At 72.4% G+C, this 12992-nt stretch carries 13 protein-coding genes; 4 read left to right on the forward strand and 9 right to left on the reverse strand.

Annotation, left to right across the window (positions count from 1 at the left end; genetic code table 11):
- Window positions 1–3: 3 nt before the first annotated feature.
- From AB0383_RS15720 to AB0383_RS15735, 4 genes are read right to left on the reverse strand one after another with little or no spacing between them, the layout of a single operon-like run.
- Window positions 4–678 (reverse strand): GntR family transcriptional regulator, encoded by a 675-nt coding sequence (locus AB0383_RS15720; RefSeq protein ID WP_360592895.1) that lies wholly within the window; start codon window positions 676–678, stop codon window positions 4–6.
- Complete coding sequence (locus tag AB0383_RS15725; RefSeq protein ID WP_364175048.1) at window positions 675–1571, reverse strand: ornithine cyclodeaminase family protein; 897 nt, start codon at window positions 1569–1571, stop codon at window positions 675–677. The genes AB0383_RS15720 and AB0383_RS15725 overlap by 4 nt, the downstream gene beginning before the upstream one ends.
- Window positions 1568–2569 (reverse strand): proline racemase family protein, encoded by a 1002-nt coding sequence (locus AB0383_RS15730; RefSeq protein ID WP_366187612.1) that lies wholly within the window; start codon window positions 2567–2569, stop codon window positions 1568–1570. The genes AB0383_RS15725 and AB0383_RS15730 overlap by 4 nt, the downstream gene beginning before the upstream one ends.
- A gap of 3 nt (window positions 2570–2572) precedes the next feature.
- A complete protein-coding gene (locus tag AB0383_RS15735; RefSeq protein ID WP_364175042.1) occupies window positions 2573–3481 on the reverse strand; it encodes a dihydrodipicolinate synthase family protein in 909 nt (302 codons plus the stop codon).
- Between the two features lie 137 nt (window positions 3482–3618).
- Here AB0383_RS15735 and AB0383_RS15740 point away from each other — a divergent pair, with 137 nt between their 5' ends.
- The 4 genes from AB0383_RS15740 to AB0383_RS15755 all read left to right on the forward strand — a co-directional run bounded on the left by AB0383_RS15740 (window position 3619) and on the right by AB0383_RS15755 (window position 8343).
- Complete coding sequence (locus AB0383_RS15740; RefSeq protein ID WP_364175040.1) at window positions 3619–5025, forward strand: MFS transporter; 1407 nt, start codon at window positions 3619–3621, stop codon at window positions 5023–5025.
- Between the two features lie 28 nt (window positions 5026–5053).
- Window positions 5054–6280 carry an amidohydrolase family protein gene (locus AB0383_RS15745; protein ID WP_366187613.1) on the forward strand — a complete coding sequence of 409 codons (1227 nt, stop codon included), beginning with the start codon at window positions 5054–5056 and terminating at the stop codon, window positions 6278–6280.
- 226 nt (window positions 6281–6506) lie between these two features.
- The gene (locus tag AB0383_RS15750) at window positions 6507–7487 is read left to right on the forward strand and encodes a zinc-binding dehydrogenase (protein WP_366187614.1); all 981 of its coding nucleotides are present in this window, start codon (window positions 6507–6509) and stop codon (window positions 7485–7487) included.
- Between the two features lie 10 nt (window positions 7488–7497).
- The gene (locus AB0383_RS15755) at window positions 7498–8343 is read left to right on the forward strand and encodes a helix-turn-helix transcriptional regulator (protein ID WP_364175032.1); all 846 of its coding nucleotides are present in this window, start codon (window positions 7498–7500) and stop codon (window positions 8341–8343) included.
- A gap of 93 nt (window positions 8344–8436) precedes the next feature.
- On the opposite strand, the gene AB0383_RS15760 is transcribed toward AB0383_RS15755, so the two are convergent.
- From AB0383_RS15760 to AB0383_RS15780, 5 genes are read right to left on the reverse strand one after another with little or no spacing between them, the layout of a single operon-like run.
- Window positions 8437–8859, reverse strand: coding sequence for a DUF126 domain-containing protein (locus AB0383_RS15760; protein WP_364175028.1), 423 nt, complete (start codon window positions 8857–8859; stop codon window positions 8437–8439).
- Window positions 8847–10112 carry an aconitase X catalytic domain-containing protein gene (locus AB0383_RS15765; protein ID WP_364175025.1) on the reverse strand — a complete coding sequence of 422 codons (1266 nt, stop codon included), beginning with the start codon at window positions 10110–10112 and terminating at the stop codon, window positions 8847–8849. Before AB0383_RS15765 ends, AB0383_RS15760 begins: the two co-directional genes overlap by 13 nt.
- Window positions 10105–11484 (reverse strand): FAD/NAD(P)-binding oxidoreductase, encoded by a 1380-nt coding sequence (locus tag AB0383_RS15770; RefSeq protein ID WP_366187615.1) that lies wholly within the window; start codon window positions 11482–11484, stop codon window positions 10105–10107. Before AB0383_RS15770 ends, AB0383_RS15765 begins: the two co-directional genes overlap by 8 nt.
- A complete protein-coding gene (locus AB0383_RS15775) occupies window positions 11468–11746 on the reverse strand; it encodes a (2Fe-2S)-binding protein (protein ID WP_364175020.1) in 279 nt (92 codons plus the stop codon). Before AB0383_RS15775 ends, AB0383_RS15770 begins: the two co-directional genes overlap by 17 nt.
- Window positions 11743–12906, reverse strand: coding sequence for an FAD-dependent oxidoreductase (locus AB0383_RS15780; protein ID WP_364175017.1), 1164 nt, complete (start codon window positions 12904–12906; stop codon window positions 11743–11745). Before AB0383_RS15780 ends, AB0383_RS15775 begins: the two co-directional genes overlap by 4 nt.
- Window positions 12907–12992: the final 86 nt, after the last annotated feature.

Genomic DNA, 12992 nt, shown 5'->3' on the forward strand with positions numbered 1-12992 from the left:
GCGCTACTCGGCCCAGATCCCCCGCACATGACGGATGTGGCTTCGCATCAAGGCTTCCGCGCCGTCCGCGTCGCGGGCTTCGATGAGGTCCAGGAGTTCCGCGTGTTCGTGGGAGGAGGGGACGAGCTCGTCGCGGTCGGCGAGGCCGCGAAGGCCGTAGATTCGGGAGCGGGAGCGCAGGGAGCGGACGGTCTCGACGAGGTGCGGGTTACCCGCCTGTTCGAGCAGGCGCAGGTGGAACTGCATGTCCGTGGCGACGTGGGCGATGAGGTCGTGCGCGGCGGCCGCGTGTTCGATGCCGGTGGCCAGCGGGCGCAGCTCGGCGATCACGGCGGGATCGACGCCGGTCTCGGCGAGGCGGCGGACGGTGGGCACCTCGATGAGGGCACGCAGCTCGCTGAGGTCGTCGAGGTCCTTTTCGGACGGTTCGGTGACGCGGAAACCCTTGTTGCGCACCGTGTCGATCAAGCCCTCTTTGACGAGGTCGAGCATCGCCTCGCGCACGGGCGTCGCGGAGACGCCGAACTGCGTGGCGAGGCTGGGCGCCGAGTACACCACGCCGGGGCGCAGCTCGCCGGAGATGACGGCGGCGCGAAGGGTCTGCGTGATCTGGTCGCGCAGGTTCCGCTGGACGCCGAAGGTGGGCAGCGTCAGCGTGAGGTGCTCCTGGCTGGTCAACGTGACTCTCCCCGGGCGGCCTCGTAGGTGGTGGCGGCGACCACCAGATCCTCCCACGCCATTCCCACGCTCTTGAACAGCCGGGGCCCCGACCAGGGCAGCGCCGCCCCGCGGACCACATCGGACAGCGGCACCAGCGCGTCCGGCGCCAATGCGCCCTCCTGCACCGCCAGGACGACGTCGCCGGCCTCGCGCAGGGCGGTGTCCACCGCTTCGACGACCACCGTGGCGCGGCCCACCAACGAGGAGTCGACCTCACGCACGTGCGGTTCGTGCGAACCGACCGCCACCACCGTCGCCCCGTCTCGAACCAGGGCGCCGTCGAACAACGGCGTCGGCGAAGTGGTGCAGCACGCCACCAGGTCCGCCGAAGCCACGTCCGCCGCGGTGCCGACCCGGGCGCCCCAGGCCGACGCGAAAGCCTCGGTCCGCGAAGCGGAACGACCCACCACCACGACGTCGCGCACCGGCCGGACCTCCCGCAGCGCCTCGAGGTGGCTCGCCGCCTGCGGTCCGGTCCCGAACACCACCAGCCGCGACGCGTCCGGCGCCGCCAGGCAGTCCACGGCCAGCGCCGACACCGCCGCCGTCCGCACCGACGTCACCGCGACCCCGTCGAGCAAGGCCAGCGGGGTCAACGTCGCCCCGTCCAGCAGCAGGTACTCGCCCTGGATCCGCGGCAGGTCACGGGCGGGATTTCCGGGCGCGACCGTCGCCACCTTCACCCCGGCGAACGCACCCCAGAACGCCGGCATCAGCAGGAACTGCCCGCTCGGCACCGGAACGACGGCCCGCGCCGGGTCCGCCGAAGGGTCGAGACCGTCGGCCAACGCGGCACGCAACGCCGCGATCGCCGCGGACATCGACGGCCGCGCGGCCAGCACCTCGATCACAGTTCGAACCCTGCCGGGAACGGGTCGTCGGGGTCGAGGAAATACTGCGCCGTGCCGGTCAGCCACGCGCGACCGGTGATGGTCGGGACGACGGCGCCCACCGTGCCCACCATCGTCTCCTCCACCAGCCGGCCGATGAAGTGCGTGCCGATGAACGACTCGTTGCGGAAGTCGGTGTGCAGCGCCAGCTCGCCGCGCGCGTGCAGCTGCGCCATCCGCGCGCTCGTGCCGGTGCCGCACGGTGACCGGTCGAACCAGCCCGGGTGGATGGCCATGGCGTGGCGCGAAACCCGCGCGTCGGAACCCGGCGCGGCCAGGTACACGTGGTGGCACCCGGAAATCTCGGGGTTCTCCGGGTGCACGGGCAGATCCTGGGAGTTGATCGCGTCCATGATGGACAGTCCCGCGTCGAGCAGCTTCTGCTTTTCCGCGCGATCGAAGGGAAGCCCGAGCTCCTCGAGCTCGACGATCGCGTAGAAGTTGCCGCCGAAGGCCAGGTCGTAGCGCACCTGACCGAGCCCCGGCACGGCCACCTTGCGGTCGAGACCCACCGAGAACGACGGCACGTTGCGGATCGTCACCGACCGCGCCGCGCCGTCGCGCACCGCCACCTCGGCGATGACGAGCCCGGCCGGGGTGTCGAGCCGGATCGTGGTGACCGGCTCGACGACCTCGACCATGCCCGTCTCGACCAGCACCGTCGCGACGCCGATGGTGCCGTGCCCGCACATCGGCAGGCAGCCCGACACCTCGATGAACAGCACGCCCCAATCGGCGTCCGGACGCGTCGGCGGCTGCAGGATCGCGCCGCTCATCGCCGAATGCCCGCGCGGCTCGTTCATCAGCAGCTGCCGGATGTGGTCGAGGTGCTCGACGAAGTACTGCCGTCGCTCGAACATCGTGGCACCCGGCACGACGCCGACTCCACCCGTGATCACGCGGGTCGGCATCCCCTCGGTGTGGGAGTCGACCGCGTGGAACAGCCGCTTGGCGCGCATGGTCTAGGAAAGCCCTTCCTCGAGCGCTCGTTCGGTGGCCTGGCGGACGGCCTTCTCCTGCTCGGGCGTGAGCGGCACCCGCGGCGGGCGGCACGGCCCGCCGTAGCGGCCCGCGATGTCCATGCTCAGCTTGATCGCCTGCACGAACTCCGTGAGCGAATCCCAGCGCAGCAACGGGTGCAGCAGCCGGTAGAGCGGCACGGCCTTCTCCAGGTCGCCGGCCGACGCCGCGGCCCACAGCTCGCTGGTGGCCTTCGGGAACGCGTTGGGGTAACCCGCGACCCACCCGGGCGCACCGGCGATCGCCAGCTCCAGCAGCACGTCGTCGGCGCCGCACAGCACGTCGAGCTCCGGTGCCAGCTCGGCGATCCGGTACGGCCGCCGCACGTCGCCCGAGAACTCCTTCACGCCCACGATCAGGCCCTCGGCGTGCAGCTCGGCCAGCAGCTCCGGCACGAGGTCGACCTTGGTGTCGAAGGGGTTGTTGTACGCGACGATCGGCACGCCCGCCTTCGCGACCTCGCGGTAGTGCTCGACCACCGCGCGCTCGTCGGCCCGGTAGGAGTTGGGCGGCAGCAGCATCACCGCGGGGCAGCCCGCCTCCGCCGCGCTCTCGGCCCAGCGCCGCGCTTCCGTCGCGCCGTACGCCGCGACACCCGGCATCACCGTGAAACCCTCGGGCGCCGCTTCGACCGCCGTGTGGACCACGCGCGTGCGCTCTTCGACGCTCAGCGTCTGGTACTCCCCCAGCGAACCGTTGGGCGTGACCCCGTCACAACCGCTCTCGGCCAGCCACGCGACGTGCTCGGCGTACGCGTCGAAATCGACCGTCAGCGCACCCGGTTCGGTCTCCCGCAAGGGGAGTGCCGCCGCCACCAGCACGCCGTGCCACGGCTTTTCGCGCCCCGTCATCAAGCCCTCCACGAAGTCGATGTTACTCAGCGCCGTGAGCCGGAGCTGAGCCCGAAAACCGGTCGGAAATTCATCGTGCCATGTGTCATGTGACATTGTACAGTGTCCTGACCTCGTCCCCCATCGTGGGAGGATCCATGTCAGAGACGACCGGCGCGCCCCCGAAGCTCACGTCGCACGTGCTGGCGGCCCGGCTCGAACGCCTGCCGATCTCCCGGTTCCACTACAAGCTGCTCTTCGCGGGCGGCCTCGGCTACACCTTCGACGCGATGGACGGCGCGATCGTCGCCTTCATCCTCCCCTCCGTCACCGCCGAATGGGGCCTGTCCAGCGGAGCCACCGGCATCCTGGGCAGCAGCCTGTTGATCGGGTTCCTCTTCGGCGCGTTCGGCGCCGGGGTGCTCGGCGACAAGATCGGCCGGCGCGCGGTCATGGTCAGCGCGCTCATCCTCTACGCGGCCGCGAGCCTCGTCGCGGCCGTCGCGCCGAACTTCGCGGTGCTGTTCGTCGCGCGCGTCGTGGCGGGCATGGGCACCGGCGCGGAGAGCGCGATCATCGCGCCCTACCTCTCGGAGTTCGTGCCCTCGCGCGTGCGCGGGCGCTACATCGGTTCCCTGGCCGGGTTCTTCGCGTTCGGCTATGTGTTCGCGAGCCTGCTCGGCTACTTCGTGGTCAGCGACGTACCCCACGGCTGGCGCTGGGTCCAGGTGCTCACGGCGGTGCCGATCGTGATGCTGCTGTGGTGGCGCCGCTCGCTGCCGGAGTCACCACGGTTCCTGCACGTCCACGGCCGCGTCGCCGAGGCCGAGCTCGTGGTCGCCGACATCGAGCGACAGGTGAGCGCCCGCGTCGGCCCGCTGCCGGCGCCGCAACCATCCACACAGGACGAAGAAGTGCAGGTGTCCTCGGGCACGATCCTGTCGAACCTGCGCGCGCTGGTCTCGACCGGGCTGCGCAAGACCACGATCACGTCGTGGGTCTACTGGTTCGTCGCCATCTTCACCTACTACGGCTTCTTCACCTGGATCCCGTCGCTGCTGGTGAAGCAGGGCTTCGACATCTCGAAGAGCTTCCTCTTCTCCATCGTCATCTACCTCGCGCAGATCCCCGGCTACTACTCGGCCGCGTTCGTGAGCGAGCGCATCGAGCGCAAGTGGACGATCGTGATCTACCTGGCGGGCGGTGCGCTCGGCGCACTGGGGCTGGCCTTCGCGGGCAACAGCACCCAGATCCTGATCTGGGGCATCGTGCTGTCGTTCTTCATGAACGGCAACGCGGCGCTCGAGTACTCCTACACGTCCGAGATCTACCCGACGATGATCCGCACCACCGGCCTCGGCGTCGCGTCGGCGGTCGGGCGGATCGGCGGCATCATCGCGCCGATCGTGATCGGCTTCTCCTACAGCAACGTCGGGTTCGGCGGCGTGTTCACCATGCTGCTGATCCTGCTCGTGATCGGCGCGGGGGTGGTGGCCGTGTTCGGCCAGCGCACCACCGGCCGCTCGCTCGAAACGATCGGGCAGGAGACGATCGGACGTGGCTGAACCCCGCGAAACCTCTGGAGGTGCCCGCATGTCCGCCGACCTCAGCGTCCGGCATGTCAGTGTCGTCGATCCCGAGTCCGAGCAGGTGACCGGCGAGCAGGTCGTCCGGATCACCTGCGGCCGGATCACGGCCGTCGAAGCCGATCCCGGCGGTCCGGTCGGGGCCGGCGAGCTGGACGGCACGGGGCTGTTCGCCGTGCCGGGGCTCATCGACTGCCACGTGCACGTCAACGCCGTGAGCGCGGCGCTCGGCACGGTGGCCGACGAGTCGCCCGCGTACGTGGCCGCGCAGGCATCGCACCTGCTGAAGGACATGCTGGCGCGCGGCTTCACGAGCGTCCGCGACGTCGGGGGCGCGGACTTCGGGATCGCCGCCGCCGTGGCCGAAGGCCTGTTCACCGGTCCGCGGATCTTCTTCGGCGGCAAGGCCCTTTCCCAGACCGGCGGGCACGGCGACCTGCGCCCGGCCGGGCGCGACGTTCACGACCAGCACTACGCGATCCCGGTGCTCGGCCGGGTGTGCGACGGCGTCGACGAGGTGCGCCGCGCCGCGCGCGACGAGATCCGCCGCGGCGCGTACCACCTGAAAATCATGCTGTCCGGCGGCTGCGCGAGCCCGACCGACCGCGTGGACTCCCTGCAGTTCTCCGACGAGGAGGTGACCGCGATCGTCGAGGAGGCGGCCGCGGCGAACCTCTACACGGCGGGCCACGCCTACACTGCCGACGCCGTGAACCGCGGGCTGCGCCTCGGCGTCCGCACGATCGAACACGGGAACCTCCTCGACGCGACGTCGATCGACCTGTTCCTTGCGCACGACGCGTTCTACGTGCCCACGCTGATCACCTACCAGGCCTTGCTGGAACAGAGCCGGGAGCTCGGTTTCACGGCGGAGCAGTACGAAAAGGTCGTGCGGGTGACGGAAAACGGCTACCAGGCGTTGCAGCTCGCCGACTCCGCCGGTGTCCGCATCGCCTACGGCAGCGACCTGCTGGGCGCGATGCAGGCACGGCAGTCGGAGGAGTTCTCGTTGCGCGCCAAGGTGCAGAAGCCGGCCGCGGTGCTGCGCTCGGCCACCACGGTCGCGGCCGAACTGCTGCGCCAGGTCGGCACGGTCGGCACGCTCGCGCCCGGCGCCAGGGGTGACGTCCTGCTCGCGCGGGCGAACCCGTTGGAGGACCTCGACGTGCTGGCGAATCCGTCGGCCGGGCTCGCGGCCGTCGTGCAGGACGGGGTGGTGCGCGTCCGGCGCTGACCGACGGTGCTCCGGTCTGGTCCGGACCGGGCCGGAACACCGGCACCGCGCCGGGCCAGAAGCAGTCCCGCATCGTCGTGCTCCCGGCCGGGAGCAGGTCCGGCCGAGCGCGCGGTGGAATTCCGGGCCAGAGGGGGCCTGACAGGTCCCCTCTGGACGCCGGACCGGGCCTCGCGCGTCGTTAGCCTCGGTCGTGGATCGCAGCCACACCAGGAGGAACGCACCCATGAAGGCCATGTTCATCACCGCGTACGGCGACCCCGGCGTCCTCGAGCCGGCCGAGGTCCCCGAGCCCGTCCCAGGGCCGGGTGAACTCAGTGTCACCGTGTCCCACTCGGCCGTCGGGCTGGTCGATGCGATCATCCGCCGCGGCGAACTGGCCGACTACGACTACGCGCCACGACCGCCGGTGGTGCCCGGGCTGGAGGTGGCGGGCACCGTGCGCGCCGTGGGCCCGGGCGTCGACCGGTTCGCCGTCGGCGACGAGGTGGCGACGCTGACCCTGCCGCGGATGGGCGGATACGCGGAGGTCACCGTCGCGCCCGCCGACCTGGTGGTGCCGCTGGCGGGCACGGGTGTGAGCCGCGAACAGGCCGTCGCAGGGTTCGCGAACACGGTCACGGCGTACCTGTCCCTCACCGAGGCGGTGCGCCCGCCGGTCGGCGGCAAGGTGCTGGTGCACGGCGCCCTCGGCGCACTGTCGTCGGTCTACCCCGAGGTGGCGCGGCTGCTCGGGGCGAACGAGGTGGTCGGCACCGTGCGCCGGGCCGAGCACGTCGACGCGGCGCTCGCGCTCGGGTTCGACCGGGTGGTCCTCTCCGGTGAGTTCACCGAGGCGCTGGGAGACGAGCGGTTCACCGTGATCGTCGATCCGGTGGGCGGCGACCTGCGGCGGGCCTCGATCGGCGTGCTCGCTCCGATGGGCCGGCTGCTCGCGGTCGGCAACGCGGGCGGCGAGCACGGCGCAGCGCTCGACTCGAACGCGGTGTGGGGCGGCAACATCGGCGTCGTCGGGTTCAACGTGGGCGGCTACCTGGCCGCCGACACCTCACCGGCCGTGCCTGCGGTGCGGACGGTGCTGCCGCTGTTCACCGACGGGAAGATCAGCCTGCCGGTGACGACGCTGCCGTTCGCCGAGGCCCGCGAAGCGCACCGGCGGATCGACGCCCGGGAGGTGAGCGGGCGGCTGGTTCTCGCTTCGCTCTAGGCTCGGGCGCATGGAGCGGGACGACGAGCTGAGCGAGTTCCTGCGCTCGCGCCGCGCCCGGGTCACCCCGGCCGAGGCCGGGCTGGGTCCGGGTGCCGGCGTTCGCCGCGTCCCCGGCCTGCGGCGCGAGGAGGTCGCGAGGCTGGCCGGGGTGAACGTGGACTACTACGTGCGGCTGGAGCGCGGCCGCCGGATCAACCCGTCCGATTCGGTGCTCGACGCGGTGGCCCGCGCGCTGCGGCTGAACGCCACGGAGCGGGCGCACCTGTTCGCGCTGGTGCGCCCCGGGAGCACCCGCCCGGCGCGGCGCTCGGTTCCGCCTCAGCGGGTGCGGCCGTCGGTGCACCGGATCCTCGATGCCCACGAGCCGCTCCCGGCGATGGTCCTCGGCCGCCGGATGGACGTGCTCGCCGCGAACCGGCCGGCCCGCGCGCTGTACACGGACTGGGAAGCCCTGCCCGGACCGTCACGCAACATGGTGCGGTTCCTCTTCACCGACCCGGCGGCGCGCAGCGTGCTGGTGGACTGGGCGGGCAGCGCGACCGAGGCGGTCGCGCACCTGCACCTCTACCAGGGCCGCCACCCCGCCGACCCGCTGCTGGCGGGCCTGGTCAGCGACCTGTCGGCCGCGAGCGAGGACTTCCGCGGCCTCTGGGCCGACCACGACGTGCACCAGCACACCTACGGAGCGAAGAGCTTCAACCATCCGGTGGCGGGCCGGTTCACCCTGGCCTACGAGCTGCTCGGCGTGCTGGACGACGCGGACCAGTTCCTCACGCTCTACACAGCGGACCCGGGCTCGGCGTCGGAAGCGGCGCTTCGTCACCTCCGCACGGCGTCCATCGCGGATGCCTGAACCGGAGCGGACGGTGATCGCCCTCGGGAACAGCGCTGCGATCGCCCGGGCGCAAGCCGCGTCCACCCTCGGTGAACGCGTTCGGCCCAGCTGTCAGCCGAGCCGGATCGTCGCGGTTTCCGGGCCAGCGCTGACTTCCACCGCACCACGGCAGGCCGCGAGCCGCGCGTAGTCGGGCCGGGTGAGAACCACGATCGGCAACCGCAGGTCGTACAGCTCGGCGGCGACCCAGGCGCCGAGCATGAGGATGGCGTCGGGTTCGGTGAGGACGAGGGCGGCGGGCGCGGTGCCGCTGCGGATCTGCTCGGCCAGGACCGACGACGAAGAGCTGGAGCCACGTGCCCGCGGCAGCACGAGGACGCGGCCGGTGAGGGTGGCGCCGCGCTGGGGGTGGTGTTCGTCGACGATCCGGCCGGCCAGGTCGGTGCCGCCCCAGAACGACAGCGGGGCGTCGAGCACGAGCGGCTTGCCGGTGGCTTCGCCAGGGAACACGGTGCGTCCGGTCAGCTCGCCCACAGCGCCTCGTCCCGCACGATCCGGCCGGCCCGCGCCGACGCGACGCATTCGGCGAGCGAGCCGAGGGCCACGTCCACGCCGATGTTGCCGGGCGCGTACCAGGCCCATTTGCCGGAGTTCGTCATCGCCGTGCGCAGGCCGGCGTCGAGGATCGGCGTGATGTAGGTGCAGGTGTCGACGACGATCCGCGCCCCGGCGGAGCGCACGGTTTCCGCGTAACCGAGCCGATCGGCCTCCGCGAGCACGGCGCGGCTCGTGGTCACGTAGGCGCGCACGTCGTGGTGGAACGGCCCGCCGTCGGCGAGCAGAGCGGCCAGGCGCTCGAACTCCGTGAGCGAGAAGTGCGGCGTGCCCAGGCACAACGCGTCGAGGTCCGTGCCGTGGGCCGTGGTCAGCTCGTCGCGGATGGCACGCACCTGGTCCGCGTCCACCCCGTGCGTCACGAGGTCCGGCGACGCGACGGACGCGAGCTCCGGCGCCTCCGGCGTCACACCCACGACGTGGAACAGCCCCACTCCCCCACTCGACGCGGCGGCGGCGCCGAACGCCTTCAGCTGGTCCTCCGTCACGGTCGCGGGCACGCCGGTCAGCACCGGCACCCCACTGCCCGCGAGGCGACCCGCGAGGTGGCCGAGCACGCCCCACGCCGCGTCCTCGTCGAGCAGCCGCCGGGAAAGGCCCGCGCAGTCGAGCCGGATCGTCGCGCGACGGTCGGCGTCGCGATGCAGGCCCGCGTCGGGCACACGGCCGGTGATGGCGGCGCCGATGTCGAGGAAATCGCCGTAGCGGTCGGTGCGGGCGCCGAGCACGGAGTTGGCGAACACGATCGCGTTGGACTCCGCCCACGCCACGTGCGTGCCGAACGCCGGGCGGTGCGTGAGCTGGTACGGGGCGCAGGTCCACGTCGGCTCGCAGCCCAGCGCGGTGTAACCCGCCATCAGGCGGCGCGCGTTGGCGGTCGTTTCGGCATCGGCGTGCACGAGGTCGGGGTGGCGCAGGTCGAGGGAGCCGACGTTGAGCGTGGTCGGCACGGCGACGCGGCCGCCGAGCTCTCCGAGCCGTTCGACGAAGTCCAGGCCGGCCTGGCCGTGGTAGAGGCAGCCGTCGACGTGGGCGGACTCGACCGCCAGCAGCCGCGCGGCGCCCCGGACCTGCGCGAGCGCGATGACCATGCGCAGGCACAGTTTCACCGCCTCGCCGTGCTCACCGGCGAGCATCGCGTTGTCCTCTTCGGACAGTTCGAGGTCAGCCACGCGCGAGGTCCCCGAGCGTCACGGGCTGCGCGATCGGCCGCGCCGCGATCCCGGCGAGGTCGGCGGCCGTCGGTTCACGGCCGCATTCGGCAGCGACGAGGCAGGCCGTGGCGTAGCCGCAGACGCGGCCCTGGCACAGGCCCATTCCCGGCCGGGCGAGCAGCTTCACCGTCCGCGCGTCCGTGGCGCCCAAGTCCTTGACCGCACTTCGAACAGTGCCGGCGGACACCTCTTCGCACCGGCAGACCTGCGTCTCGGAGTCGAGCCACGTCTGCCACCCGGGCCGCACGGGGTGGGCCGCGTGCATCGCGTTCGCGAAGGCGCGCAACGACTTGCGCTGCCGCAGCAAGCGCGCGACGGTGTCCCGGTTCGGCTCGGCCCCGACCGTGGTGAGTGCCGCGTGCAGGCCGGCCAGCTCGCCCTCCACCAGCGCAAGCGCGGAGCCGCCGACGCCGCAGACCTCGCCGGCGAGGTAGACACCGGGCGTGGTGGCGCGCTGCTGGTCGTCGGCGACGGCAACGAGACTGCCGTCCGCGCCGAGGCGGGTTTCGCAGCCCAGCTGCAGCGGGAGCTCCAGCTGGGGCGTGAAGCCGTAGCCGACGGCGACGGTGTCGCACCCGACCGTCCGCTCACTGCCCGCCACGATCCGCCACTGCCGATCGAGCGACGCGACCGTGACGCTCTCGACCCCGTCCGTGCCCCGCGCGGCGACGACCGCGGTGCGCGTGCGGTACGGAACTCGTTGGCGCAGCAACGTTTTCAGGTACCCGGCGCCTTCGGCGAGCTTGCCGGCGTTGGCCAGCACGGCCAGCGGCGAGCGCGCGAACCCGGCGGGCGAACCGGCCTCGAACACCCCCGCCACCTCGGCGCCGGCCTCGACCAGCCCGGCGGCGACGGGCAGCAGGAACGGACCCGTCCCCGCCACCACGACCCGGCTCCCCGCGCGCACGCCGTGGCCCTTGAGCAGCGCCTGCACGCCACCGGCGGTGTAGACGCCCGGCAGCGTCCAGCCGGGAAACGGCACCTGCCGGTCGTACGCGCCCGTCGCCACGATCACCGTGCGGCAGGAAATCTCGCCGCGGTCGGTGTGCACGGTGAAGCCGCCGTCCGTGCGCTCGACGTGCCAGATCGCGTGCCGCGCTCGAACGTCCACTCGGGACAGTCCCGCGCGCAGCCGCACGAGCGTCGGCCAGTCGTGGTGGCCCACGCCGTCGTCGCCTTCGCGGTGGCGCCAGAACTGCCCGCCCACGCGCGCGCCGGCGTCGACCAGCGTCACTCGCGCGCCGGCCGACGCGGCCGTCACCGCGGCGGCGAGCCCGGCCGGGCCGGCCCCGAGGACCGCGATTTCCGCCGCTTCAGCGGGAAAGCTCACCACGGCCCGCTCCTTCCTGCGGTTCGACGACGTCGCCCGGCAGCACCTCGGTCAGGCACGCGCGCCGCCCCGGCTTGCCGTTCACCACGACCAGACAGTCGAAACACACGCCGATCCCGCAGAACACCCCGCGGGGCGCGCCTTCGCGGCGCGTCGTCCGCCAGGACCGGTGGCCGGCGGCGATCAACGCGGCGCCCACGCTCTGCCCGGCTTCCGCGACGATCTCCTGGCCCCGGAAGGAAAACTTCACGCGCTCGCTCACGCGACCTCCTCGAACCGGTCGGCCCGGAACGGCGTCAAGTCCAGCTCCGGCTTCGCACCCGTGGCCACCTGCGCGATCAGGTGTCCCGTCGCCGCGGCCAAACCGATGCCCGCCCCTTCGTGACCGCACGCGTGCACCAATCCAGGCAAGCGCGGGTCCTCGCCGATCACCGGGAGGTGGTCCGGGCAGTAGGGCCGGAAGCCGAGGTAGCTACGCAGCAGGGAAACGTCGGCGAGGAACGGGAAAACACCGATCGCCTGGGCCGCCAGCCTGCGCACCACGGGCAGCGAGAACCGCCGGTCGAAGCCGACGCGTTCACGGCTCGCGCCGATGAGCACCGTGCCGGCCTGCGTGCCCTCGACGACCACCGACGTTTCCAGTCCGGCGTCGCCACTCGAGACGTTGGCGACGTAGTCGGCCGTGTAGACCTTGTGCCGGATCACGCGCGGCAGCGGTTCGGTGACCAGCACGAAACCGCGCCGCGGCAGCACCGGGATCGGGGCGCCCGCGAGCTTCGAGACGTCTCCGCCCCACGTGCCCGCGGCGTTCACCACCCACGGCGCGGAGAACTCGCCCGCGGACGTGCGCACCCCGCCGACCGAACCGTCGGCCCGCCGCCGGAACGACCGCACCTCGACGCCCGTGTGCAACTCGGCCCCGAGCCGGCCCGCCTGCCGCAGCAGCGCAGCGGCCGCGAGCATCGGCTGCACCTGCTTGTCCTGCGGGTAATACGCGCCGGAAGCGACGTCCGGCGTCAGGTTCGGCTCCAGCTCGGCGACCTCGGCCGGTGTCAGATCTTCGACCGAAACGCCGCGCGCGCGTTGCTCGGCCGCCAGCTCCGCCAAGCCCCGGGCGGCGTCCGCGGACTGCGCCACGACCACGCCACCCTTGTGTTCCAGCTCCAGGGAAGCGGGCCCGAACTCCTCGCCCAGCCGGGCCCACAGCCGGATCGACAGCAGCGCCAGGTCGAGCTCCGGCCCGAGTTCCTTGTCCGACACGAGGATGTTGCCCTCGCCACCGCTGGTCGTCCCGCCGGCGACGCCGCCGCGGTCGAGCACCGCGACGCGCAGGCCCGCGGCCGCGCAGTAGTAAGCGCACGCCGCCCCGACCACTCCGGCGCCCACGACGACCACGTCGGGGGACCTTCCCGTCGCCACCATGGCCAGTAGTATGTCACATTGCACAACATCGGGACGTGCGGTTCCCCACACCCCGGCGGCGGGACCGGCCGTCACCCCGGCCCCGC

This window comes from Amycolatopsis sp. NPDC051373 (genome assembly GCF_040689465.1).
In the GTDB taxonomy this organism is placed as follows: Bacteria; Actinomycetota; Actinomycetes; order Mycobacteriales; family Pseudonocardiaceae; genus Amycolatopsis.

What these genes read in the sequence shown, in the direction of transcription:
- AB0383_RS15740 (WP_364175040.1), top strand. Translation starts at nt 3,619, where the DNA reads ATGTCAGAGACGACCGGCGCGCCCCCGAAGCTCACGTCGCACGTGCTG.
- AB0383_RS15755 (WP_364175032.1), top strand. Translation starts at nt 7,498, where the DNA reads ATGGAGCGGGACGACGAGCTGAGCGAGTTCCTGCGCTCGCGCCGCGCC.
- AB0383_RS15735 (WP_364175042.1), bottom strand. Translation starts at nt 3,481, where the DNA reads ATGACGGGGCGCGAAAAGCCGTGGCACGGCGTGCTGGTGGCGGCGGCA.
- AB0383_RS15780 (WP_364175017.1), bottom strand. Translation starts at nt 12,906, where the DNA reads ATGGTGGCGACGGGAAGGTCCCCCGACGTGGTCGTCGTGGGCGCCGGA.
- AB0383_RS15745 (WP_366187613.1), top strand. Translation starts at nt 5,054, where the DNA reads ATGTCCGCCGACCTCAGCGTCCGGCATGTCAGTGTCGTCGATCCCGAG.
- AB0383_RS15750 (WP_366187614.1), top strand. Translation starts at nt 6,507, where the DNA reads ATGAAGGCCATGTTCATCACCGCGTACGGCGACCCCGGCGTCCTCGAG.
- AB0383_RS15730 (WP_366187612.1), bottom strand. Translation starts at nt 2,569, where the DNA reads ATGCGCGCCAAGCGGCTGTTCCACGCGGTCGACTCCCACACCGAGGGG.